Here is a 23,471-nt window from a genome sequence, read left to right on the forward strand (position 1 = left end):
CCGTCGTCCATACCAAAACCGTTGCGCTGATGGCTGATAAAAACTGTTTTTCTGGTATATTGAAAGATGATTGCCATCCGAAATCACCATTTTGATTTGTGAAAGAGTCCGCAGTTCGAAAGATCATTCACATTGATATGGATGCATTTTATGCGTCCGTTGAGCAGCGGGATAATGCCGAATTGCGCGGGAAACCCGTGGCTGTGGGCGGTTCGAGTCAGCGGGGCGTGGTGGCTGCGGCCAGTTACGAAGCCCGGCAGTTTGGGGTTCGTTCGGCAATGGCGTCTTCGGTAGCCCTGCGGAAATGCCCTGACCTGATCTTTGTCAAACCCCGCTTTGAGGTTTATAAAGCCGTCTCGGGCCAAATCCGGGCTATTTTTGCCGAATACACGACGCTGATCGAACCGTTGTCGCTCGATGAAGCGTATCTGGATGTAACCGAAAATTTAAAAGATATTCCTTCGGCGACGCAAATCGCTCAGGAAATCCGGGCTAAAATTCAGCAACAAACCCAATTGACGGCTTCGGCGGGTGTTTCGTACAACAAGTTTCTGGCAAAACTGGCCTCCGACTTCCGCAAGCCCGATGGTTTGTACGTCATCAGACCCGCGCAGGGACTGGCTTTTGTCGAGACGCTGACCGTCGGAGCGTTTCACGGTATTGGAAAGGTGACGGCGGCCCGGCTAAACCAACTCGGAATTTTTACCGGCTGGGATTTGCGGCAACAAACGGAAACGTTTCTCAAACAGCACTTTGGTAAAGCCGGTAGCTATTATTATGCCATTGCCCGGGCTATTGACAACCGGCCCGTTACGCCCGACCGGATTCGAAAATCGATTGGTTCGGAAAATACATTCGACCGGGATTTGGGTACCGACGCCGAACTCATGGCTGGGCTGCAACCGCTGCTGGATTCGGTCTGGCGGTCGTGTGAGCGACTGGAGGTGGTAGCCCGTACGGTAACGCTGAAAGTGAAATTTTCTGATTTTGAGCAGATTACGCGTAGCCGGACGACGTTGGGGCCGATAACGCAAAAGGATTTTCTGGATCGGATTGGGAGCGAGTTACTGACGGCGCTCTTTCCGGTGCCGAAAGGAGTGCGGCTACTGGGTGTGTCGGTTTCCAACCTGGAAGCCACCGATCAGTCGGCTAGCCAGCAGTTGTTGCTGCCTTTTTAGCAAAATCCCGTTGCCGGTTTGTAAAAATATGGAGAGGAAAGATAGACAGGCTATTTTTTTGTGTACTTTGTAGCCACTTTTTGCCGACCAGAAAGCCTTATGAACGCCGGATTGAAATCAAACCGTTATTACATGATGCCGAGTGGCCCGGCATTCATGACGGAGTGGAATCTGAAAGAACTCAGGCCGACTGACCGCCCCCTGCCCATCAAGCTGACGAAGCAGTGGCTGCTTGCTTTTGGCTTTCGGCCCGACGCACGGGGACAATACTGGACGCTGGATGACTGCCGGCTAATTCAGGGTGTTAACTGCTGGCTATGTGTGCATTCGCGCCGGTATTTGCGGTTTGTGCATGAATTGCAGGACTTGTTCGATGATTTTTATAAGTATACGGAACTTCGGTTGAAAACCGGCGTTAACAGCCTGCATGTGCCAACGACTCTGCCCAACTCGGTTCGCGTGTCTTAACTTGCTTACTTGTACTGGTACACAAACCAGGCCCGGGAAAGGGCCCTCACTGTAATCATTTGATGATTATTTTTTTCGTGTGCGTATCACCACATGAATTGACCCGCAAAATATAAACCCCAACACTCAATCCGTCCAGCCTTACCTCTATATCCCCCGAAGATTTGAGGGTGTGAATGGGTGAACTGTACATTCTCCCCTGGCTGTCGGTAAGGGACATTTTTACGTCCGTACACGAGCTGGCAATCCCCTGAATGACTACAAGGTTAGCGGTTGGGTTTGGATAAATGGCGAAGGGTTTGGTGACGGGCTGTGCAGGCTCCACCTCGATCAAAGCTACCCAATCCTCGTTGGCGGAAGCTGGCGGGGTACCGATGGACTGTGGGCCACTCCCGGAGATCGAACGTACCGAACCTTCCTGAAGATTGCCGCCGTTGCGGGGGTCATACCATTTGACAGAATATGTATCTTCCGTATCTAAGGTAATGTTGGCTGTTCCGCCATTCTTGAGGTAAACCACATACAGCTTTCCTTCCTGACCTAACACCCAGCCCCGACTGACGTTACTCAACGCCGTTACGTCTTTTACCGGCACATACGTTTTGAAGAATTCCAGCGCAAGCCGGTTGTAGCGCCACATTTTGGCCCGGGAGCGGAAGTCTTCAGCCGCTAGATCGGTTTCGCCGGTGTTGCCTCCAAAATAGTATTCAACACCTGCTCCACCGGCCATCAGGTTGCCCCACAAACTCTCCTGACGGATGCCGTTCTGGTTGTCGGCCACGGTACCTCGCCTGCCTTTGTAGTCGGCGTCAGTGGCCACACCCAGCGAGTTCTGTTCATCATTGGCCACAATCCACTTTTTGTTGGCTATATCAGATTGCTGAACCCATAACCTGGTTTCCGTGTAGACCTGATTCCAGTCTGCCTGAATCGATACCCCGCTGTAGTCGGATTTATCGCCCAGCAAGGGGGTATACACTTCATTCTGCTGCTTGACGTTGGTGTGCAGAACGATGTGGTTTTTGTACGGATCATGCTCATAGAAGTACTGCGCCATGTCCTTGCGTTGCTGGGTGGTCTGGATGTTCTCCTCTCCGATGTTCCAGTTTAAGGCCAGGTGATGACCAAAGCGGGCAATCAGTTCCCGGTAGTAGAGCTTGCGCTGTGTGCCGACATTGCCACCGTCCAACAGTGTGCAGTTTTCCCGTTCCTGGGTCTTAAAGTGCAGGTACATACCCAGCTTCTCACCATATTCAAAGACGGTTTCCCACTGATCGAGCTTCGAGCAATCAAACCGGGTGAAATCTTCCGAACTCAGGTAGGGGTACACATTTTTGTCATCACCCTTAATGTTCATCGTCAGGAACGAGAAGCTGTTGAGCTGCTGGCTGGCCAGGTAATTAATTGCCCCGATGATGCCCTTGCCTTTGCCATCCTGCCAGGTCGGGTCGCCTTCTTTCCAGTCCTGTACGTGTGGACCCCAGCTTTTACGCCGACCGGCAATATTGGGCGTATTGTCAAAGTCGTCATAGGCGAGAAAGTTCTCAGGTGAATCGACGCCCCCCTTGATGAAGTATTCACCCGTTTCGGCAAATTGCAGATAGTGTTCCCCCACATAGCGCAGGCGGCCCCTGGCCCGGAGGTCAGCCCCCGTTTTATCCGTGGCAGAAATGCTGATCGTGCCCGACTTACCATCGAGCAAGGCCACCGCCGTTCCTTCGTTTGTTGCATCGCTGATGGCAATGTTGGCGCCTTTGCGCATGGAGACGGTGTAGTTCCAGATCCCGGTTTCATCGGGTGAGAAATGGACTTTCCAGATGTTACCAAACGTAGCGCTGGTCTGGGTGGCGTTGCCATCGGCGGCAAAGTAGCCCGGTACTACGTAGCGTTTAGAGCCTTTGGTAAAGGTTACGTTCAGGCGGTAATTCAGGAAGGGATTCTCGGCTGCGGTTTCGGAGGTGGCCGGTCCGTCGATGACCAGGGTGATTTTGTGCCATTTCTTCAACTCGCCCTCAATCCGAACATTTCCTTTGCCGTCAGGACCGTAGTCGGGCACTTCGTCGGGCGGGGTAACAGAAACAACCGTAAACGTAACAATAAGCGGCACACCGGCCTGTCCCGAAGCGCTATAAGGTGTCGCTTTCAAGGTATGTACGCCCAGCGAAGGAGTCCAGTTGTTGGGGCTACCCTGGGAGTCGCCAGCCAGAAAGTAGGGGGCATCCCGTTCGGTACGAAAGTTTTCGTTACCATCCAGAGCGAAAACCACCCGGCCAATGGTAGCCGGACGGGTATTAGCTCGAATGTTGAGCAGATTGCCCGTTGCCTGTAGGTTGATGATATCGCCATTTTTTAACGGCTTGAGGTCGGCGTTGGTGGCCGCGCTAACCAGCGTCAAACCGCTGACCTCATCGGCGTACGTTTTAAACGGGAGAAGGCTCAGGAGAATTAAACAACAGGCTAGAAACCGCTGTAATTCTGTCTTGTGTACTTGTTTTTTCATAAAAATAATGGCGGGGTATGCGGCCACGACGGGTTTATGTCTGACCTGTTCTAGCGGGTGGCTCTGATTCGATTACACTATTTTATATTGGTTACCAGGATGATCCGGTTTGGGGCGGTCCCGTTTAGCCAGGGCGTTTACACCCTTTTGTCCTACTTACCCGTGTCCGAATTATACTTATGGAATGGTGGCAGGAATACTTAAGCAAAGTAGCAAAAATTTTTCGTATTTGGTATGAATAAGTTCGGGAACGGTTTTGGACGTAAGCGGCAAAAGGGGCGGAGATGTTGCGTGGCTTGCCGTTACCAATGCATACGCAAATCAAGAGGGTGATAGGTGGGGTGTAAAAAGCAAAAAAGCCCTTCAGCGTGATTGCTGAGGGCTTTTTCGTTAACGTCTCTGGGAGACGTGTTACTTGGAGCGGACCGGACGGGACTCGAACCCGCGACCTCCGCCGTGACAGGGCGGCATTCTAACCAACTGAACTACCGATCCAAGTTTTTCGCCTTCGTTGTTCCGAAAACGTGGTGCAAAGGTAGCGCCTTTTCGATATAACGCAATACCTTTGCCAAAAAAAATGAAGAAAATTTAATGAAAAAACCTTCCACGGCTGAGTATCCAAGCGATAGCTTTTTCGCTAAATACATTGATTTGGTTGATACCGAGAATGTTACCGAGTTGCTGCGTCAGCAGTTTACGGTTGTAGAAAGTTTATATAAAAATTTAACCGGGGTGCAGCAGGACTATCGGTATGCGGAAGGAAAGTGGTCGCCCAGGGAAATGTTGGGACACATGATCGATACCGAACGCATTTTTGCCTACCGGGCGCTGTGTATTGCCCGGGGTGAACACCAATCGCTGCCGGGGTTTGACGAGAATGCTTATGTCAAAAACGCCAACTTCGGTGCGCAATCGCAGCAGCAACTGCTCAATCAGTACGGCTATGTCCGTCAATCGACGCTGGCCCTGGTCGAGAGCCTGCCGGAAGAAGCCCAGGAACGGGTGGGGACGGCCAATGGGTTGCCCGTGTCGGCACGTGCTTTATTCGCCATCCTAGCCGGGCACGAACGCCATCATCTGAATGTATTAGCCGAACGCTACGGACTGAAATGAAAATAAAAGACATAACCGCCTACCTCGAAGCCTGGGCACCACTGGCCTATCAGGAAAGCTACGACAATGCGGGGCTGATCGTGGGTGATCCCGGTGTCACCGTAACGGGCATTCTGGTAACCCTCGACATCACGGAGGCCGTCGTGGAAGAAGCCGTTCGGAAAAATTGCAACCTCATCGTGGCGCATCACCCGATTGTGTTTCGGGGACTGAAAAAACTCAATGGCCGGAATTACGTCGAGCGGGTGGTCATCAAAGCCATCAAAAACGACGTAGCCCTGTATGCGGCCCATACCAACCTCGATAATATTGCTGGCGGGGTAAGCTTTAAGATCGCCCAGAAGCTGGGGCTGGAAAACGTACGGATACTGGCACCGAAATCCGAGATGCTGATGAAGCTGGTGACGTTTGTGCCAACCGAGCAAGAAAAACCGGAATTTCGGGGAGCCTCCCAGGCGGTGCTGGATGCACTGTATGAAGCAGGGGTGGGTCAGATCGGGAAGTATGACCGGTGCAGCTTCCGAACCGAGGGAACGGGAACGTTTCGCGGAAATACCGATTCCAATCCCACTCTGGGGGAAGCGGGCCAGGACGAGCAGGCGCACGAAAACCGGATTGAAGTGATCTTTCCGGCGTATCGGCAAAACACCGTGCTGGCCGCGTTGCGGAAGGCGCATCCGTACGAAGAAGTTGCCTATTACCTCACAACGCTCGTCAATGAAAACCAGGAGGTCGGCTCGGGGGCGGTTGGCGACTTGCCGGAGGCCCTCAGCGAGACTAATTTTCTGGCGTATCTTAAAAACCGGATGGATCTTTCCGTTATCCGGCATACCGCTTTGCGGGGGCAGCCGGTGCGCCGGGTGGCCGTGTGTGGAGGTGCAGGCGGTTTTTTACTGAATGATGCCCTGGCAGCCCGTGCGGACGTGTTTATCACAGCGGATTATAAATACCACGAATTTTTCGATGCCGATAACCGCATCATCATTGCCGATATCGGACACTATGAGAGCGAAGTATTTACTAAAGAGTTGATTCAGCAGTATTTATTGGAAAAAATGATTACCTTTGCGGTAATTTTGTCCGATATTGACACCAACCCGGTGCAATACTACTTATAGGCAGATAAAACCGCACGAATGGAACTGACGATTGCTCAAAAACTCGAAGCACTTCTTAAACTTCAATCGATTGATTCTCAACTTGATGAACTAAAAAAGATCCGCGGTGACCTGCCGGAAGAGGTGCGTGATCTGGAAGATGATATTGCCGGATTTGAAACCCGTATTGGTAAATTCAACACCGATATTCAGGCACTGGAAGAGGAAATCGACCGGAATCGAGCGGTTAAGAAGGATGCCGAGAAGTTGATTGCCCGTTATAAAGACCAGCAGATGAACGTCCGCAATAACCGCGAATTTGACGCCATCTCGAAGGAAGTGGAACTGCAAACGCTGGAAATTGAACTGGCTGATAAGAAAATCAACGAAGCCTCGTTTAAAATCCGCAACAAGCAGGAAGAAATTAAAGCAACGCAGTCGGCGCTGGATGAACGCAAGGAAGATCTGAAAGCCAAAATGCAGGAGCTTAACCAGATTACCTCTGAAAGCCAGGATGAGGAGAAATCGCTGTTGAACGAGCGGGATGATCAGGCGACGCACATTGAAGAGCGGCTGCTGAAGTCCTACAACAAAATCCGGGAAAATGCGCTCAACGGCCTGGCCGTTGTTATCGTGAAACGCGGTGCCTGTGGTGGCTGCTTCAACGTCGTTCCTCCGCAACGGCAGGCCGACATCCGCGATAAGAAAAAAATCATCGTTTGCGAGCATTGCGGCCGGATTTTCGCCGATGTAGAAGGCGTTCCCGAGCCGGTATCATCGCGCCGATAAGTAAACTATTTCTTTTGTATGAAGAGGCTGCTTTAGGGCGGCCTTTTCTGTTTCTACAGTCTGAACGGAAACCGTTGCCGACAAATGCTTATTTTCGCGCCATGCGAATCGTATTGTTTCTGTGGGGGTTGGTGGGAGTGGCTGGCTCGATTCGGGCCGCCGATTTTGAGCTGACGCCCACCTTGCAGCGTGGGTATGGCGAGGTATTGAAGCTAAAGGTGCAGGATGGTCGGCGGATGATAGCCGGAGAAGTGGCCCGGAAAAACGGTGTTGCAATTTACGTTGATAATCTGGCCGATATGGTTACCCTCCTGGTTTCGGACGACCGAAAGCTGTATGAACAGTGGGACGACCGGGAGGACCAGCGGCTCGATGTATTACGGAGTCTGGACGAAAATTCGCCCTGGCAGCGGTTTACGCAGGCGGAAGTGCGGTTACACTGGGCGTTTGTCAAGCTGAAATTCGGGCAGGAAGTCAGCGCCTGCTGGGACGTTATTCGGGCGTATAAACTGCTGGAAGAAAACCGGAAGAAGTTTCCCGGTTTTTTGCCCACGTATAAATCATTGGGACTCCTGCACGTCATGATTGGCGCGGTGCCCGATAACTTTACCTGGGTAACCCGGATGCTCGGATTGCGTGGCAACATTCGGCAGGGTTTGGAGGAAATCCGGACAGTGGTGCAGAAGGACACGCTTTTTCAGACCGAAGCTCGTCTGATCGACCTGTTGATTCGGGCGTATGTGCTTAAATTTACGGAGGCTGATGCAACAAACCTCAAAACGATGGTTGAGAACGGCCCGGATAACCTGCTGCTGCACTTTTTTGCTACCTCCGTTTTGATGAAGGATGCGCAAAGTGAAGATGCTCTTCGGTTTCTGAACAAGCGGCCAATCGGTCCGGATTACCTCCCGTTTCCCATTTTAGAGTATCTAAAAGCCGAGATTCTGGTTCAGAAGGCCCATTACGCGCAAGCCGCCGGATCGTACCGGGCCTTTCTCAACCAGTATAAAGGGGTTAACTTTCTGAAAGATACCAATTATAAGCTGTTCCTCTGTTACTGGTTGAGCGACGACGATACCAGGGCCCTGCCGTATCTGCGGCAGGTTGGCAGCGTGGGCAGTGCCGTGGTCGAATCAGACAAGGCCGCCCAGAAGTTTGCCGAAGCATACTTCAAAAAAGGGGTTTCGGTCCGGCAGAAAATTCTGATGAAAGCCCGGCTGGCAACCGACGGCGGTTTTTACGATACGGCTTTAACCACCCTGCGCCCCTACACCGAATCCTCCTTCTCGCTGGTGAGCGAAAAAGCGGAGTTTAATTACCGCAAAGGCCGGATTTTTCAGCGCCGGGGCGATGCCGACGAAGCCATGCCGTATTTTGAACGGGCGATTCGCTTAAGCGAAGCCAGCCAGCTTTCCTACGGAGCTACGTCCGCGCTGCAACTGGGTTATATTTACCAGCAAAAGCGTAATCCGGCCAAAGCCCGTCAGTATTTCCAGAAAGCCCTGAGTTACAAAAAACACGAATACAAAAACAGCATCGACAACAAAGCCCGCGCGGCCCTCAACGAGCTTTCTACAGACTCATCAGCTCCTTGAACCGAATGGCCTGCCGACGGCTAATTTCAATCTTGTCACCACCTTTCAGCGTGACGAGCAGCCCCCCGCTGAACCACGGCTCAATTTTTTCAATCCAGGGCAGGTTGATGATGTGTTTGCGGTTGGCGCGGAAAAACGTGTTAGGGTCCAGGCGATCTTCCAGGCTGTTCAATGATTTGAGGACCAGTGGTTTTTGGTCGTCGAAATGCAGCCGCACGTAGTTGCCCATCGACTCGAACAACCGTACTTTGCCCAGTTTCACAAACCAGCATTTTTCGCCGTCCTTCACGAACACCTGATCGTTTTCGCCCAGAATTTTATTGGTATCCCGACGGGGTGCTTCGGTTTCCGGGTGGTGATTGTTTTCCTCAACACGGTTAATGGCTTCCGAGAGCCGGTTCAATTCAATCGGTTTGAGCAGATAATCCAGCGCGTTATATTCGAAAGCGGTGATGGCGTATTCGTCGTAAGCCGTGGTGAAAATAACTTCCGGGGCTTTTCCATCAATGGACGACAGCAACTCAAAACCGTTTTTTCCGGGCATCTGAATATCCAGAAACAGCAGTTCCGGCTGCAATTCATCAATCATTTTCAGAGCCTCGTCGGCGTTGGCTGCTTCGCCGATGACTTCAATTTTGGGAAAGTTGTCCAATAGCCGGCGGAGTTCGTTTCGGGCCAGTCGCTCGTCGTCAACGATCAGTGTTTTCATTTGTTGTGGTTTAAAGCTAAGGTTGGAGGCTCAAGGAATAGGCCTGACGGTTGCGATAGCGACCGAGCCATAAACCCTGAACGGTGCATAAGGTTAGACTCTTTTCAATTCTTCGGTCCGTTTGAAGACGCCCGCCGACTGCATGGGAATCATGACTTCGGCGCAGACAACGTCGGCGGTTTCCTGCTGAATCCGGAAGCTGGCTTCGGAGCCGTAAAGCAGTTCGAGCCGTTGGGCCGTATTCTTGAGGCCAAAACCGCCCGATGCTTCCGTATTGCCGAGTACGCCGGTATTGCGAATGCGAATATACAGCAGATGATCTTCCAGCCAGGTTGTCAGTTCGACAAAACCGCCGGTGATTGCTTTCTGAACGCCGTGTTTAATGGCATTTTCCACCAGTGTTTGCAGCATCATGGGCGGTACCTGCAAATATTGCGTTTTAGGATCAATTTCCAGATTGCAATTCAGACGGTCTTCGTAGCGGACTTTTTCGAGGGCCAGATAGTCTTCGACAGTTTTGATTTCTTCGCGGAGTTCCACGGTTTTGCGCCGGTCGGCCAGCAGCGAGTTGCGGAGAATATTGGAAAGCTGGGTGATGCTGTGCTGTGCTTTGGTCGGATTTTCGAGCACCAGAGCGCGGATGCTATTGAGGGCGTTAAAGACAAAGTGCGGGTTGAGCTGCGACCGTAGCACCTTGGCTTCGGACTCCCGGATGGAGGTTTTCAGCAGAATTTTTTCAATTTCGGCGTCACGGGATCGCTCCACGTAATGGTAGGCGGTGTAGCTCAATACCCAGGCTAACATGCTTTTGCACCAGTTGAGGAGGTAACCCAGCACGTTGGAAGGGTCGTCGGCCAGGTATTGCGGCAGCAGGTGTTTGTCGATGGGCAGATTGATGATGGTCATGATCACCGCCAGCACAAAGACCGATAAAATGACGCGGGGAACTAACTGAAAGAACGGCAACTGCACCCAGCGCCATCGTTTAATCGTTAATCGGTACAGGTGCGTCAGTAAAATGCAAAGAATAATGGTGGCAATGGCCTCGTAGAAATAGTCGGATCGGTACCCTTCTTCAAACGTAAAAATGGCAAACTCTGCCATGATGAGCATGGTCCACCCAACAATCTGACAAAACCAATATATTCTATTCTTTGACATGCTTTCACCACTGTAAGCTACTTCAATGACACGGTATCTATAGCGAATATAGGGTTTTGTGGATGAAGTAGGGCTTTTATTACAGGAGTGGTAATATAGAAATTTCAGATGCCGGTTTTTCGGTATACGTACTCGTTACGGTTTCGGAAAAATGGTTACTGGTGCATCACCAGCGCCAGCAGGTGCGTACTGTCGTTGGAGAGCTCGATTGTAAATTCCCGGGTGTCGTAGGAGTAGCTCAGTTTATACAGACACAAATTACTGTGTTCGTACATATCCATAGTAGCCAGGGTATGGTTCATCAGCCACGACAGCAGAATCCGGATGGCCCGGCCGTGCATACAGATCAGAATGGGGTTTTCGTCCGTCTGGGCCAGGATGTGTTCAATAACCGGTTGCTGGCGCTCCATGACCTGATTCGGGCTTTCGCCCTGCTCCGTCGGATAGTCGGTATGACCGGCTGCCCAGTTTTCGATCAGCGTGCGGTAATATTCATTGTCAAAGTTATTGGGCATTTTTCCTTCCCGAGCGCCCCAGCTGATCTCGTTCAACCCTTCGTAGCTTTCGTGAGGAATACCGGCATCGAGGAAATACTGCACCGATTGCATCGTTCGCCGGAGTTTTGACGTATAGACTTTTGCAAACGGAATGTGCTGATAAGCTTGGTAAAAAGCCAGCGCCTGGGCCTGGCCCATCGCATTCAAATCCGAATCAACACCGCTCCCCTGGACAATGCCCTGCCGGTTATAATCGGTTTCGCCGTGGCGAATGAGGTAAATTGTTTTTTGTTTCAACCTTGAAATAGGAAATAAAAAATACTAAATAGTAACGAACTGTGATTGCGCACATTCATCCCTGCGTATGGGTAGCCGATGTTATTTACTATTCGTTATTTTGATCTGGACTTATCGCAAAAAGGTCTGCAAAATTACGAAATAAACTTCATAGAATGAAGCCGGATTGGACCATTGAATCATTACAACAGTTTCACACTAACTCGATTGTAAGCCATTTAGGCATCGAATTAATTGAGCTTGGCGACGGTTTTCTAACCGCCCGGATGCCGGTGGATCACCGAACGCATCAGCCCTTCGGAATCCTGCACGGGGGCGCGTCGGTGGTGCTGGCCGAAACCCTGGGCAGTGTGGCGTCGGTGATGCAGCTTGAGGACCCCGGCCGCCAGCGGGCCGTTGGGCTGGAGATCAATGCAAATCACGTGCGTTCTGTTAAAGAAGGTTGGGTATACGGAAAAGTAACGCCCATTCACATTGGCCGCACGACGCATATCTGGGACATTCGCATTACGGACGAAGCCGGCAAACTGGTCTGTATAAGTCGCCTGACGGTAGCCGTTATTGACGGACGTTGACTGGTTTAGGCTAAGGGAAATAGGACCGGAATGTAATAAAACAGCCGAGCGGCAAGCCATTTTCTTGCGGGTATGTAACTTTTTGTTTACCGGAAACTAACTAAGTATATTTTTTATATACCTTTGTCTGACAATGTTTGCTTGTGAGCTACTTGAGTATTTATATTTAAGCGGTTTTATGTAAAGGCATGGAAAATTCGGAGTTCCGGAATTCGCTCCCTAGACTCGCGCAGAGAAGGCTGGTTGGAATAAATCCAACGCTCTACATCATCGATGACAACGACGATAATCTGTTTTTGTACGAATGGATATTTACCCGTTACCTGCCTGAGTATGCCTTGCACTTGTTTTCGGATGGACTGTTTATCCAGCAAGAGCCGGATTCTGGCAGGCCAAAGCCAGATCTGATTCTGCTGGACCTGAAAATGCCCCACATTAGTGGATTGGAATTACTGACCGAACTGAAGCAGAACGACCAGTGGCGGGATATTCCGGTGGTGGTTTTTACCAGTTCCAGCTCGCCGAAAGACAAAGAAGAGTGCTACAAGGCCGGGGCCAGCGGCTTTATTCAGAAAGCCTTTTCGGTGAACACCATCAAAGCGCAACTGGAGGAAATCTGTCAGCGCTGGTTAACGAAAAAACGTTTTTCCCGCTAACCGTTCGCCGGTTCAAATCAGGTCCACGGCCAGAGACTTCCTACGAATTACTCACAACTTCGGCACTGGGTGTGAGCAAGGGAACACCTACCAGAAAGCGCTCATGATCGTAGTGAATCGTGACCGGCGAATGAGCCAGCAGCTTGTACTTGATCATGATGTTCTGCAAACCAATCTGATTGGACGGAACGGCTATTTTTTTCTTCTGTAAGTTATTTTCCACGTACAAATTATTCTCGCGTGTATACAGCCGAATGGTGAGCGGACGGCTGACGGCAATGATGTTGTGTTTGATGGCATTTTCGAGCAAAATTTGTAGCGTAAGCGGGGGAATCAGGTAATGCAGATAAGGCGGCTCGATGTCGATGTCCATGAAAATGCCGTCGCCATACCGGGTTTTTAGCAGGTGAAAGTACGCTTTTATGAACTGGATTTCATCGTTCAGCGGACACAGATCGCGGTTATTTTGCTGGAGCAGATACCGATAAACCGAGGAAAGTTCGTCCACAAAAAGCTCGGCCTGTTCTGTATCGCTCGAAATCAGTGACGAGAGTGAATTCAGGTTATTGAACAGAAAATGCGGGTTAATCTGGGTTTTCAGCGAGTCGAGCTGGCTCTGGAGGTTTACTTTTTTCAGTTCCTGGGCTTCCGTATAAGCCACTTTCCACCGCCGGTAAAGATAAACGCCCTCGTAATAGGCTGCAATCTGAATGGTACCAACAAAGGAAACGAGAGTGTTGAAAAAATAGGGCTTGAACTGTAGCGGGTCATCCGACGGCCAGAGTCCGATGAGTTCATAAAAAAAGGTCTGGGAGATGCGGATCAGGCTCGCGAAGAAAGCAAACCAGACCAGTTGATACAAGACCCGGTGTCGGGTTTGGGTTAGTTCGGGGTATTTCCGGCGCGATAAAATAATGCCCCAGCGATTGGTTTCCCAGACCACGACACTACCCAGGATAAAGAAAAACGGAATTCGCCAGTCGTCGGGGTACGGAACGTTTGTGTACCCGTACATGGTCCACTGCCCCACAAAAGCCAGCAAAGGGACACCCAGCAGGCGCGTCCACTTATCCTTCAGTTTTTGCATTTCACCTTCCGATCCATTCTTTAAACTCCCTGGTGCGGTCAGGGCTTACCACAATATCCTGCACAATACCACCGGATTCCAGGTTGATCTTAAATTGTCCGTTAAGGTAGGAATGAATTCGTGAAACTGCTCGGAGTTCAACAATAAACTGGTCGTTAATCCGAAAAAAGCGGGTTGGCTCCAGAAACTCTTCGAGGGCGTCGAGCGTGTATTCCACCACATAGCGGTTTTTGTCCCGGCTGTACAGATACGTAACCCCTTCTTTGGCGTAAAAAAAAGCTACATCGGCGGCATCAACCGAAACTAATCGCTGTTGTTTTCTGGCCAGGAACTGACTCCTGAACTCCGGCTGCCGGCTTTGCTTGCGGAGGTCGTCCACCAGTTCGTCAATGTCGGCCGACGTAATCTTGGGAGAACGATCCTGTTTGTACCGGGTCAGTACCTGCTCCAGTTCATCTTTTTTAATCGGTTTCAATAAATACTCGAAACGGTTTGTCTGGAACGATTTTACCGCCGATTCATCATACGATGTGGTGAAAACAACCGGACAATCAATCGAAATGAGGTTGAAGATCTCAAAGCTCTGACCATCGGAGAGTTCAATATCCATCAGAATCAGGTCCGGCTGGGCGTGCGATTTCAGCCAGTCCACCGTAGATTCAATCCCGTCCGTTGCCCCCAGAACGCGGCAGGTTGGATCGGTCTGGTTCAGAAGTTTCACTAATTTCTGAACGGCCAGCGGTTCGTCTTCAACGATCAGGATGTCCATGAATTCGGTTCCGGTTAAAATGAGATCAAATACGTCTTAATGAGCTTCGCTGCCAACCCCATTGCGGATGAATTGTTATAAAAGACTCCTGAGTTGCTTTTTTGCCCGGTATGGCGACAGAATTGGTGCCCGACAGAAATTTAGGCGAATAATTTGATTTCAGCGCACAAAAAATAAGTCCTAGCTGTTATCTAAATAGGATTAAATTTGCATCGGCTTTATTTCGATAATGCAATTTTCAACACACTTGTCATCAACTGTACAAACGCAGCAAACCGGCCAGTCGCTCTGGCAGTCGGCTGTTCAGGCTGGGTATCCCGCAGCCATCTGGCGCCTGCCCAACCGTAGCGAACGGGAGTTAATTATTGACGCTTCCGGCACGGTTTCGACCGTCGCCATGGATTTTGAAGAGCTTCCCATGGGGTTTGCCGTTAGTCCGTTTACCAATCCGGATGCGGAACAGACCCTGTTTTTAAAAGCTGATTTTTACTGGCGCTTCGACGAAAACGGTACCATTCTGGCCTCCGAGAATAAACTTTCCGATAAGCACCCGGCCCTCGACGTATTATTTCGCACGGCCCCCCAAACCGCCCGAACGGAAACCATCCCGGCCATTCAACTCATTGGACCGTCTGATGAGCAGCAAACCTGGTTTGAAAAAACCGTAACCCGGGCCATCCGGCAGATGGAACGCGGAAAGTTTCGGAAGGTCGTTTTGTCGCGCACCAAAACCATCCGGTTTGATGAGCAGCCCGACGTTTTGATGCTGTTTAACCGGCTGTGTAAGGCTTACCCGAACGCATTTGTATCCGCCGTGTATTTGCCCGAACGTAACCAGATCTGGCTGGGGGCCACACCCGAACGGTTGGTCAGCATGGAGGGCGACGGTATTTTCCGTACGGTGGCGCTGGCCGGAACGCAGTCGGCGTTTGACTCCGAGGGTCGCCCCAAACGCACCGCCGATGCTCCCTGGACCCAGAAAGAAATTGAAGAACAGGCACTCGTGGGCCGTTACATTATTGGCTGTTTCAAGAAAATCCGGATTCGGGAGTACCTCGAAGAAGGACCCCGAACGGTCATTGCGGGTAATCTGATGCACCTGCGTTCAGACTATTCGGTGGATATGCAGGCCGTTAACTTTCCGCAACTGGGTACGGTAATGCTGCGGCTGTTGCATCCAACCTCGGCGGTATGCGGTATGCCGCGCGAAACGGCTCAGGAGTTTATTCTGCAAAATGAAGCGCACGACCGGGAGCTTTACAGCGGTTTTCTCGGGCCTGTTAATATCTTCCGGGCCGAAGGCCCAGAGTCGCATCTGTTTGTTAATTTACGCTGTATGAAGCTCGAGGGGCAGGAGGGAACGCTTTATGCCGGAGCCGGTCTGACGGAAGATTCCGCCCCGGCTAAAGAATGGCGCGAAACCGAGCTGAAGTGCGATACCCTGTTGTCGGTCTTTAATAAGTCCTGAATAAAACGAAGTGGGATGTGTCCGCAACGGAACACATCCCACTTCCTCTCTTTAGTCGCGCGGTCCTTCCGCCGGATCGTTTGGCGCACGGTGTTCATCCGTGGTTCGGTTGGCTTGGGCACTGACGCCCGGCGATTCAGCATCCTGATCCTGATTCTTTTCCTGTTCCTGCGATTCTGCTTCGGGCTGGTTGGTTTCCTTCGGTTCCATCCGTTTTGTTAGTTTATATAGGTGAATGGTTGATGAGCGTTTACGGCCGACGGCTATACCTCGTCGTCTTCGCTCTCATCTAAATCTTCATCAAAGTCTTCGTCATCCTCATCATCATCGATGGTGAGATCTTCCTCGTCCAGATCTTCGTCATCGTCCGGACCGGTTGGCATGGATGCCGAGCCGCCGTAACCGCTGCTGCTCATTTCGCCCGGATAGCTGGCTCCCGACTCGTCCAGATCACGGGCAGTGGCAGTGGTTGATAAATCGAGATCCGTTGCTGCGGTGCCGTTGACGTCCATATCAGCAGTGGTTGGCATTTCGATGGTTTGGCGTTCCATAATTTATTGCGTATTGATTAAAGTGAATAGACAAGAAACACCACTTAAACCCGGCGGGTCACAGAAGGTTTGAAAGATTTTTACGGTTTAATGGAACGGGAAAATTTCTTTTAAGCGCAAAATGAGACTTTTCTTCCAGTCCGTCTACGGATAGGAATGGCCTGGCCGCTGCTTATAGATTTTTTTGTTATGCACATCCACCGAACGCACTGTGTGGAGGGAAAAACCTCTAAAAAGTAAAGGCGGAAAGGAATCACCCTTTCCGCCTTTATTCAGTTTGGTGGAGCAGTCTTACAAACTTCCCCCCAATGCCTTGAGCAAGGCCACGGTATACGAAACCCGCTGACCTTGCAGAATCACCAGTTGGCGTTCCGAATCAAGCACGGTGCGTTGCGCATCGAGCACTTCCAGAAAAGTTGTTAAGCCCTTTACATACAATTCCCGGTTGAGCCGTTCGGTATAGCGGGCCGATTCGAGGGCAATATTCTGCGCTTCAATCTGCTGACGGGTATTTTGCAGGTTATCCAGTGCCGTTTCTGCTTCGCGTTGGGCCGTCAGAAACCGCTGCTGGTAAGCTGCGTCGGCGGTGCGGTATTGCTGTTGGGCCAGCACGATGTTCTGCTGGTTCCGCTTTCCTTCAAAAATGGGGACGCTGGCGTTGACTCCGAACAGATACGTCATACTGGCCGGAAAAAACAGACCGCCAATCCGCCCGGTCAGCGTTCCGCCCGAGCCCACCAGGTTGATACGGGGATAGAGAGCCGACCGGTTAACCTGAATTTGTACATCGGCTACCTGGGTCTGCTGTTCGGCCTGCAACAGATCCGGACGACGGCGGAGTTGCTCGGCGGTGATGGCGGCAAAAGGCAAGTCCGGGAAAACCGTTCCCAGTCGGCCCGGCGATACCGTAAACGTCGCCGGGTTTTGCCCGCACAGGTTCGAGAGTCCGTTGACCAGTTCGGTCCGGCTTCGCTCCAGGCTCAACAGAAGAACCCGGATGTTAGCTAGGTCGGTTTCGGCCCGTTTGGCGTCGATTTCGTTGGTCAGACCCGCCTGAAAACGGGCGCGGATGATTGAAATGGTTGAGTCGCGCAGGGTGATGTTCCGACGGACCACAGCCTGTTCGCTGTCGTTGGCGCGGATGAGATAATACAGCCGGGCGATTTCGGACGCAACGATCAACTGCGTAATCCGGACATCGGACTCCGAAACCTGCCGTTGCAGGTCCGTCACCCGAACGGTATTGCGGATGCGTTTAAACAAATCTACTTCGTAACTGGCATCGATGGGCAGAATCTGGAGCGTGTTGAGTTGCAGCCGGGGCAATCGTTCACTGGCTACCGGAACCGCCACCGGACGGTATTCCGACAAACTCTGGGTCGTGAAGTTAAGGCTGCTGCGGATCGAAGGGACCAGATACGACTCGGCCACCCGCACCCGAATCCGGGCTTCTTCAACCCGGCTGACGGCCACCCGGATATCGGGGTTGCTGGTTAGTCCCAGATCAATCAGCGAATCAAGCGTGGCATCGTGAAAAACCGCCCAGCCATCGCGCACCGTGTTCGTCGGAACAACCGCCGTCGTGGCCGAACCACCGGATGGACCTCCCGCCGAAGCCGTCGTCTGGGCCAGGGTAACCGTAATGCTAAACCATAAAACCGTAAAACAACTGTAACAAACTGCTTTTCTCATACTTTTTGTTTTGTGGCCAACCTTTGGCGCTGCAATTTAATTCGAACCTGCTGTCGTTCTTTAAGTCGGTCATCGGGATTGGTAATTACCTGTTCCTGCAACCCATCACAACTTCGAATGTCGTACCGAAATCCGGTCCCAATGTAATGGGCGGAACCCGGTTGAGCTATACCCACCATCTGCGGTAACCAGCAGGGTAGTGGCCGGAATCCACACCGGAAGACAGAGGGCTTTTAAATTGATCACGGCGATGGTATACTTCTCTCAGGCGCTAAACAAATACCGAAAAAAGAGGAATGCTGTACAAACTGAAAATTGGATGTATCGGAGGAGAGATGGCTCAGAATCTATATTTGACTGACAACAGCATTCTACTTTAAAAAGGTTTCGGCAACTGCGTATAATTATGCTATTTCTTACAATTGACAAATTATATACGGTGGTCACGGCTTTACGTCTGTATGCTGGAACGATCTTATAACCCGGACTCCTTTGAGAAACTCACGTTTAGAGCAGGTTAAAATTGGTCGTCCTCCCAGCTCTGGAGGGCGGAGGTGGCCGTTGCTGGCGTCGGGACGGGGGCAGAAGGCCGTTCGATGGGCGTTGGGCGGGGTTGCACACCGGGGCGGGGAGCCTCTGGCACCGGGCCAAACAGGCGGTTGAACGAGCGGGTATACTGGATACTCATCCCTCCCCCGGTAGTGAGCGTCCCGTAGGTCGTTGCGCTATAAATACCGAGCTGGTTCTGGTTTCGGTTATACATCTTCAGCCGAAGCTGTCCGTCGGGCGACAGCCAGTATTCCAGCGTCCATTCACCCAGCAAACTCGCAACGCTGGTCTGATTCTGGCCGTAGGTGAAACCGCCGTCCCGGCTGATCCGGAAGCGGTCGTTAAAGCGGTACGAGAACCGGAACTGAAGATTATTGACCATGTTCTGATCCAGGCCGTTCAGCGAAACGCCCACGTCGAGGTTCTTGTCCAGCGTAGAAGCCAGACGGCTGATCTGGTTTGAAATCAACTCGCTCAGGCTATTGGTCAGACCCGAACCCACCATATTGTTGGTCGTTGCCGCCGGATCAATCAGGCCCATACCTTCACCGGGAGCCAGCTGACTGAAGAGCAGAATACTGCTCACCTGCCGACCAAGCTCCTGATCGTTGCTTTTCAGCCGGGACTCAAAAGCGGCCACGGCCTGCCGGAAATCCGGTTGCTGCGGGTATTCTTTGACCTTCAGGTCGTAGGAAATATCCGGCTGTAAAAGCCGCCCGTTCAGGTTAATCAGCAAATCGACGGGATACCGGCGGGTTCGGTCGGGGTTATTGGAGTTGCCCGAAGAATAATATTGCAGGATGGGCGCCAGCGAGGCATACTGCGTATACGCCGTTTTAACGTCTACCATCGCTTCGTACGGGTCGCCGGTCCAGGTGATGCGGCTGTTGGGCAGCATCTGGAACCGTTTGTTGATCACGTTTTCAAACGTGAAGGTATATTCGCCCTGCTGGATTTCGTAGGCGCCGGTCATCGTAAAATCACCTTTGGTATCAATCCGCATCGCCAGCTGCCCCGTACCGTACGCTTTCATAATATCACCGGTCTGCCGGTCGAGCTGAATTTCGCAGTAGGCATCAGGTGTGATGGACAAATTAAAATCCATGCTAATGCCCGACAGATCGACCACCGGCTCATTGGGGCGGTTCACGCTGTCGCGCCGGGCCGGGTTGACATTGACAAACCGGATCACTTCTTCCTGCGAAACCGTTGCGGCCTGATCGAGCGGAATGTAAATCCGGGTTCCGCGGTTGCTGGTTACATTGGCCCGGATCGCCAGGTTATCAAATGGCCCTTCAATGCTGGCCCGTCCGCTGGCAACGGCGGTACCGTAAAAGTCCTCGTTGTCTTTCAGCGTCGTGTTCATGATCTTGAAGTTCTTCATGTCCACGATATTCATATCCACCGTGAAGTACTTGAAACCGTCGTGAAAAACACCACCCCGCAGGGTTGCGCGCCCGCCGTTCAGGTCCGTCAGCATCATGTCGCGGGCGACAATCTCGTTGGGGCCAAAGTAGATTTTATCCGAAAATCCAACGTCGGCTTTCAGGTAATCGAGTGTCAGCTTACCGTTCGTAATATCGACCGTACCGCCCAGAACTGGACTGCTGGCGGGCCCCTGAACGGTTACCGTACCGTTGGCTTTGCCGCTCACATTCGTAGCAATTCCCTGTAGAAAAGGCTCCAGAATCTGAAGGTCGGTTTCCCGAAGAACGGCTTCCAGATCCAGTGGATTGTCCGCTGATTGGCTCGGGTTATAAACGCCGGTAATGGCCAGTATTTCGCGGTCGAGCCGCCGAATCCGGGTGTCCAGATTGATACGGTTTGACTGGTCGAGCGTACTACGGTTGACGACGTTGCCAATCAAAAAGTCATTGTATTTCAGGGAATCAATTGTAATGTCGCCGTTAAGCAGGGGCAAACCGTATAGACCGCGAATCGCTACTTTGCCGTTGGCAAGGCCCGCAATTCGGGTGTTGAATACCGGGTTAAGCGTCGCCAGGGCAAAGTTTTTAGCTTCAACCTGGAGGGTTTGTAACGAATCCCGCGAGACTTGCCCACTGATCGAAACCTGTTGATTCTGATTGGCGACCGACAGGTTGCGGACGGTAATTTCCGGTCCGACAAACCGGATCAGGTTTTCGGGTGAGATGGCCCAGGTGCTGTCCAGCAACCGGAACCGCGAGCGTTCGAGTTCGACATCGATGGCATCCCCTTTGAACGTCAGCGAACCGTTGAGGTCGGCCCGGTTGGTGCTTTTTTGCTGTTGTAGACTCGTGGTAAAATCAATGTGGTTGACGTCCCACGATGCTTCCGCCTGTAGATTTTCGGTAGCCGCCAGCGAACCGAATTGCTGCTGAGTCGAAGTGATGATCAGCGACGCCAGTACATCCGGCGAATAAACATACTTCGACGTATTGAGGTCAATCGTGCTTTTGTAAAAGTTGTACTCGTCAAATTTCAGCGTATCAATGGTTCCGTTCACGGTTAACAGCGACGTCTGATCAATCCCGAAGCGTCCTTCCAGCCTTGTATTGGGCGACATATACAGCGACGGATACACCAGCGCCAGCAGCGGCTGCGAGTTTTTGAGCAAAAACGAATAGTCGATGTTGTAGGGCGAAATGGGTACCGGTTTGCGGAGTCGTTGCTGATAATAGGCGGCCAGCCCGGCGGCATTTCCGGCAAAGTTCAGCCGGTATTCCCGTGCAATCCGGTTCAGGTCATCGGCAACCTCGGTGAGCAGAAAGTTACCGTTTAGGTTTGCGTCGAGGTAGTCCGAATTGACCGAAATCGAGCGCACGCTGTCGATCATCGACGACGCCAGAAACAGCGTATCCAGCACGAGGCTGCGCTTCCGGTACGTCATTGATGTATTCAGCAGCCGGGCGTTTCCAACCAGTTCGTTCAGCGTATTTCCTTCCAGCTTCACATCCAGATCACTCCGTACCGACAGGCTGTCGTCGAGCAGTTTGGTGGCCAGAAAATCGGCTTTCTGGATCGTACCTTTCACCTGAAACTGATTTTTCGCGCCCCGCAGGTCGAACTCGCCGTCCAGGTTGAACGTCAGGTTGGTGTCCTGAACGCTGACCAGCCCCTGGAAAAAAGACTTCTGCAAATTGCCCTTCACCACCATGTTGCGGTAGTTGTACTGGCGAAAACCCACGCGGCTAAATCGGGCGTTCAGATCCAGCGAACCGTCTTTAATGGTCAGGCCCCGGCCTTCAAACGTGCCCTGGCCGTCGATGCGTTGCACCAGTTCGGGCCGGTCGATGAGCGAACCCACATTCACATCCGTCAGTTTCAGGTTGCCCCGGTAGGTGGTGGCCCGGTCACCATCCAGGCGCAGAGCCAGGTCGCCGGTCACCGTGCCAATATCGGTGCGGAAGGTCCCGGCGGTTTTGAAGTCAATAAACTGCCCGGCGTAGGTGGCTGCAAAGTGGACGGTACCCAGTTTGCGGGCAATCTCATTAAACGCCGAGTCGGAATAGTAGGGCCGCAGGTCGAGCATATTGACCTGTGACGGTTTAAACCGGAAATCGACCACGGTATTGACGTCGGTGTCCGGTAAGCCTTTGAATGACAGATCGCCCACAAGCCGACTCCGGCGGTTTTGCCCAAACCGGATGTCGGCGTTGGTTACTTTGAAATTCCGGATGTAACCGACGTAATCACCCGATGCCTGGGCCACGTCAAAATTCTTGTCAAAGTACGAGGTGAACGGGGCCAGATCCTGCGCCCGCACAACGGCATTGCGCAGGTTTGCCCGCATGATCACCTCGTCGTTGAATTCGTTGAAGGCCGAAAAACTGTCGTAGGAAAACACCACACGGTTGCGGACCGTCGAGCCGTTGATGCGGGCCAGCAGGTCATCAAGCCGCATTTCCTTGGCGCAGTAAAGAAACTTTGTATCGAGTCGGTGAATCCGCAGATTGGCCTGTTTTTCAAGACCTTTCATGCGTTTGATGTCCACGGCAATGGTATCGCCGAGCAGCAGAAAATCTTTCAGACTGGCGCTTAGCCCGTTGACCACAAAGTGATTGTAATCGAACCGGCGGCCACTCATGGCCGGTTTTCGCTGGTCGTGGTATGTAAACTTACCGTCGATCAGGGTGGCTTTCCCGATGGTAAACGGAACGTTCTGGTTGGGAATAGACGGTTTGGTGGTGTCGCGGGTCAGTTCGTTGATGCGGGCCAGAAAGTCGTCCATGTTGAGGTTGCCGGTTTTGGCATCCTTCACCAGCACCACATCGGGTTTGTAAAGCAGCACTTCGTCGAGGTGAATGTCGCGGCTGGCGTTGTTGATGAGCGTTTCCAGTTCGAGCGAAACCTCGAGCCGCCCCACGTTGATCATCGGTTTCAGATCGCGGTTCCGAATCGTTACTTCCTCCAGCGCCACGGAGTTAACCCAGACGTTGGGGAAGGAAAAATTGATGTCAACTCGCTGGATGTCAACCGGGAATAGAAGTTTTTCGGAGACTTGTTTGGCGGCATACCGTACCACTTTGGTTTGTACCGCCGGTATTTGCAAACTAATCACCACAATTCCGATGGCCAGCAATACCACCAGAACGGTGTACAGCAGGGTCTTGAGAAGTATGGTGAAGAATGACCGCATCTAGCTCTAATGAACAAGTAACAATGTACAATGAAAAAAGAACAATATCTACCCGTTTAGACGTCTTGTTGGAGGTAAAGTTTAATCAAATCGGACGGGTTT

At 51.8% G+C, this 23,471-nt stretch carries 20 protein-coding genes and 1 tRNA gene; 10 read left to right on the forward strand and 11 right to left on the reverse strand.

Annotated features, from left to right (window positions below; genetic code table 11):
• Positions 1-98 precede the first annotated feature (98 nt).
• Both dinB and LX87_RS20685 read left to right on the forward strand, forming a co-directional pair.
• Positions 99-1,178 carry a DNA polymerase IV gene (dinB, locus tag LX87_RS20680; RefSeq protein WP_111630177.1) on the forward strand — a complete coding sequence of 360 codons (1,080 nt, stop codon included), beginning with the start codon at positions 99-101 and terminating at the stop codon, positions 1,176-1,178.
• Between the two features lie 99 nt (positions 1,179-1,277).
• Positions 1,278-1,646, forward strand: coding sequence for a hypothetical protein (locus LX87_RS20685; RefSeq protein ID WP_146624519.1), 369 nt, complete (start codon positions 1,278-1,280; stop codon positions 1,644-1,646).
• A gap of 55 nt (positions 1,647-1,701) precedes the next feature.
• Here the strand turns inward: LX87_RS20685 and LX87_RS20690 are convergent, their stop codons facing one another.
• Together LX87_RS20690 and LX87_RS20695 are read right to left on the reverse strand one after the other, a co-directional pair.
• Positions 1,702-4,146, reverse strand: a complete 2,445-nt coding sequence (locus LX87_RS20690; RefSeq protein ID WP_111630179.1) for a DUF5060 domain-containing protein — start codon at positions 4,144-4,146, stop codon at positions 1,702-1,704.
• Between the two features lie 421 nt (positions 4,147-4,567).
• Positions 4,568-4,641: transfer RNA gene (locus LX87_RS20695), tRNA-Asp, on the reverse strand.
• Between the two features lie 96 nt (positions 4,642-4,737).
• Between LX87_RS20695 and LX87_RS20700 the strand changes: the two genes are divergently transcribed.
• From LX87_RS20700 to LX87_RS20715, 4 genes are all read left to right on the forward strand, one after another.
• Complete coding sequence (locus LX87_RS20700; RefSeq protein WP_111630180.1) at positions 4,738-5,259, forward strand: DinB family protein; 522 nt, start codon at positions 4,738-4,740, stop codon at positions 5,257-5,259.
• Entirely contained in the window at positions 5,256-6,377 is a 1,122-nt protein-coding gene (locus LX87_RS20705) for a Nif3-like dinuclear metal center hexameric protein (RefSeq protein ID WP_111630181.1), read from the forward strand. Before LX87_RS20700 ends, LX87_RS20705 begins: the two co-directional genes overlap by 4 nt.
• An 18-nt stretch (positions 6,378-6,395) precedes the next feature.
• Positions 6,396-7,145: a zinc ribbon domain-containing protein gene (locus tag LX87_RS20710; RefSeq protein WP_111630182.1), complete on the forward strand. Its 750-nt coding sequence runs from the start codon at positions 6,396-6,398 to the stop codon at positions 7,143-7,145.
• Between the two features lie 101 nt (positions 7,146-7,246).
• Positions 7,247-8,740, forward strand: a complete 1,494-nt coding sequence (locus tag LX87_RS20715) for a tetratricopeptide repeat protein (protein WP_111630492.1) — start codon at positions 7,247-7,249, stop codon at positions 8,738-8,740.
• On the opposite strand, the gene LX87_RS20720 is transcribed toward LX87_RS20715, so the two are convergent.
• From LX87_RS20720 to LX87_RS20730, 3 genes are all read right to left on the reverse strand, one after another.
• A complete protein-coding gene (locus LX87_RS20720; protein ID WP_111630183.1) occupies positions 8,718-9,449 on the reverse strand; it encodes a LytR/AlgR family response regulator transcription factor in 732 nt (243 codons plus the stop codon). The genes LX87_RS20715 and LX87_RS20720 overlap by 23 nt on opposite strands.
• Before the next feature lie 93 nt (positions 9,450-9,542).
• The gene (locus tag LX87_RS20725) at positions 9,543-10,610 is read right to left on the reverse strand and encodes a sensor histidine kinase (RefSeq protein WP_111630184.1); all 1,068 of its coding nucleotides are present in this window, start codon (positions 10,608-10,610) and stop codon (positions 9,543-9,545) included.
• Between the two features lie 155 nt (positions 10,611-10,765).
• Complete coding sequence (locus LX87_RS20730) at positions 10,766-11,404, reverse strand: histidine phosphatase family protein (protein ID WP_111630185.1); 639 nt, start codon at positions 11,402-11,404, stop codon at positions 10,766-10,768.
• A gap of 155 nt (positions 11,405-11,559) precedes the next feature.
• On the opposite strand from LX87_RS20730, the gene LX87_RS20735 reads away from it, so the two are divergent.
• A complete protein-coding gene (locus tag LX87_RS20735; RefSeq protein WP_111630186.1) occupies positions 11,560-11,979 on the forward strand; it encodes a hotdog fold thioesterase in 420 nt (139 codons plus the stop codon).
• Positions 11,980-12,167: 188 nt separating this feature from the next.
• The gene (locus LX87_RS20740) at positions 12,168-12,635 is read left to right on the forward strand and encodes a response regulator (RefSeq protein WP_111630187.1); all 468 of its coding nucleotides are present in this window, start codon (positions 12,168-12,170) and stop codon (positions 12,633-12,635) included.
• Between the two features lie 40 nt (positions 12,636-12,675).
• Here LX87_RS20740 and LX87_RS20745 read toward each other — a convergent pair whose 3' ends face one another.
• Both LX87_RS20745 and LX87_RS20750 read right to left on the reverse strand, forming a co-directional pair.
• On the reverse strand, positions 12,676-13,722 hold the full coding sequence (locus tag LX87_RS20745; protein ID WP_111630188.1) for a sensor histidine kinase: 1,047 nt from the start codon (positions 13,720-13,722) through the stop codon (positions 12,676-12,678).
• Between the two features lies 1 nt (position 13,723).
• Positions 13,724-14,491, reverse strand: a complete 768-nt coding sequence (locus tag LX87_RS20750) for a LytR/AlgR family response regulator transcription factor (RefSeq protein ID WP_111630189.1) — start codon at positions 14,489-14,491, stop codon at positions 13,724-13,726.
• Positions 14,492-14,738: 247 nt separating this feature from the next.
• Between LX87_RS20750 and LX87_RS20755 the strand changes: the two genes are divergently transcribed.
• Positions 14,739-15,959, forward strand: coding sequence for an isochorismate synthase (locus tag LX87_RS20755; protein ID WP_229310751.1), 1,221 nt, complete (start codon positions 14,739-14,741; stop codon positions 15,957-15,959).
• A 51-nt stretch (positions 15,960-16,010) separates the two neighbouring features.
• On the opposite strand, the gene LX87_RS28870 is transcribed toward LX87_RS20755, so the two are convergent.
• From LX87_RS28870 to LX87_RS20765, 3 genes are all read right to left on the reverse strand, one after another.
• Entirely contained in the window at positions 16,011-16,169 is a 159-nt protein-coding gene (locus LX87_RS28870) for a hypothetical protein (protein ID WP_170139407.1), read from the reverse strand.
• Between the two features lie 53 nt (positions 16,170-16,222).
• The gene (locus LX87_RS28875; RefSeq protein ID WP_170139408.1) at positions 16,223-16,510 is read right to left on the reverse strand and encodes a hypothetical protein; all 288 of its coding nucleotides are present in this window, start codon (positions 16,508-16,510) and stop codon (positions 16,223-16,225) included.
• Positions 16,511-16,801: 291 nt separating this feature from the next.
• The gene (locus LX87_RS20765; RefSeq protein ID WP_111630191.1) at positions 16,802-18,202 is read right to left on the reverse strand and encodes an efflux transporter outer membrane subunit; all 1,401 of its coding nucleotides are present in this window, start codon (positions 18,200-18,202) and stop codon (positions 16,802-16,804) included.
• Positions 18,203-18,225: 23 nt separating this feature from the next.
• On the opposite strand from LX87_RS20765, the gene LX87_RS28880 reads away from it, so the two are divergent.
• A complete protein-coding gene (locus tag LX87_RS28880; protein WP_170139409.1) occupies positions 18,226-18,390 on the forward strand; it encodes a hypothetical protein in 165 nt (54 codons plus the stop codon).
• Positions 18,391-18,719: 329 nt separating this feature from the next.
• Here LX87_RS28880 and LX87_RS20770 read toward each other — a convergent pair whose 3' ends face one another.
• Positions 18,720-23,369 carry a translocation/assembly module TamB domain-containing protein gene (locus LX87_RS20770; protein ID WP_111630192.1) on the reverse strand — a complete coding sequence of 1,550 codons (4,650 nt, stop codon included), beginning with the start codon at positions 23,367-23,369 and terminating at the stop codon, positions 18,720-18,722.
• Positions 23,370-23,471 lie beyond the last annotated feature (102 nt).

Origin of the sequence: Larkinella arboricola, assembly GCF_003259745.1 — a bacterium.
Lineage (GTDB): Bacteria > Bacteroidota > Bacteroidia > Cytophagales > Spirosomataceae > Larkinella > Larkinella arboricola.

Coding starts and splice junctions, on each gene's coding strand:
- LX87_RS20725 (WP_111630184.1), bottom strand. CDS start 10,610: ATGTCAAAGAATAGAATATATTGGTTTTGTCAGATTGTTGGGTGGACC.
- LX87_RS20750 (WP_111630189.1), bottom strand. CDS start 14,491: ATGGACATCCTGATCGTTGAAGACGAACCGCTGGCCGTTCAGAAATTA.
- LX87_RS20715 (WP_111630492.1), top strand. CDS start 7,247: ATGCGAATCGTATTGTTTCTGTGGGGGTTGGTGGGAGTGGCTGGCTCG.
- LX87_RS20705 (WP_111630181.1), top strand. CDS start 5,256: ATGAAAATAAAAGACATAACCGCCTACCTCGAAGCCTGGGCACCACTG.
- LX87_RS20740 (WP_111630187.1), top strand. CDS start 12,168: ATGGAAAATTCGGAGTTCCGGAATTCGCTCCCTAGACTCGCGCAGAGA.
- LX87_RS20690 (WP_111630179.1), bottom strand. CDS start 4,146: ATGAAAAAACAAGTACACAAGACAGAATTACAGCGGTTTCTAGCCTGT.
- LX87_RS20765 (WP_111630191.1), bottom strand. CDS start 18,202: ATGAGAAAAGCAGTTTGTTACAGTTGTTTTACGGTTTTATGGTTTAGC.
- LX87_RS20735 (WP_111630186.1), top strand. CDS start 11,560: ATGAAGCCGGATTGGACCATTGAATCATTACAACAGTTTCACACTAAC.
- LX87_RS20685 (WP_146624519.1), top strand. CDS start 1,278: ATGAACGCCGGATTGAAATCAAACCGTTATTACATGATGCCGAGTGGC.
- LX87_RS28875 (WP_170139408.1), bottom strand. CDS start 16,510: ATGGAACGCCAAACCATCGAAATGCCAACCACTGCTGATATGGACGTC.
- LX87_RS20770 (WP_111630192.1), bottom strand. CDS start 23,369: ATGCGGTCATTCTTCACCATACTTCTCAAGACCCTGCTGTACACCGTT.
- LX87_RS20700 (WP_111630180.1), top strand. CDS start 4,738: ATGAAAAAACCTTCCACGGCTGAGTATCCAAGCGATAGCTTTTTCGCT.
- LX87_RS20745 (WP_111630188.1), bottom strand. CDS start 13,722: ATGCAAAAACTGAAGGATAAGTGGACGCGCCTGCTGGGTGTCCCTTTG.
- LX87_RS20720 (WP_111630183.1), bottom strand. CDS start 9,449: ATGAAAACACTGATCGTTGACGACGAGCGACTGGCCCGAAACGAACTC.
- LX87_RS20710 (WP_111630182.1), top strand. CDS start 6,396: ATGGAACTGACGATTGCTCAAAAACTCGAAGCACTTCTTAAACTTCAA.
- LX87_RS28870 (WP_170139407.1), bottom strand. CDS start 16,169: ATGGAACCGAAGGAAACCAACCAGCCCGAAGCAGAATCGCAGGAACAG.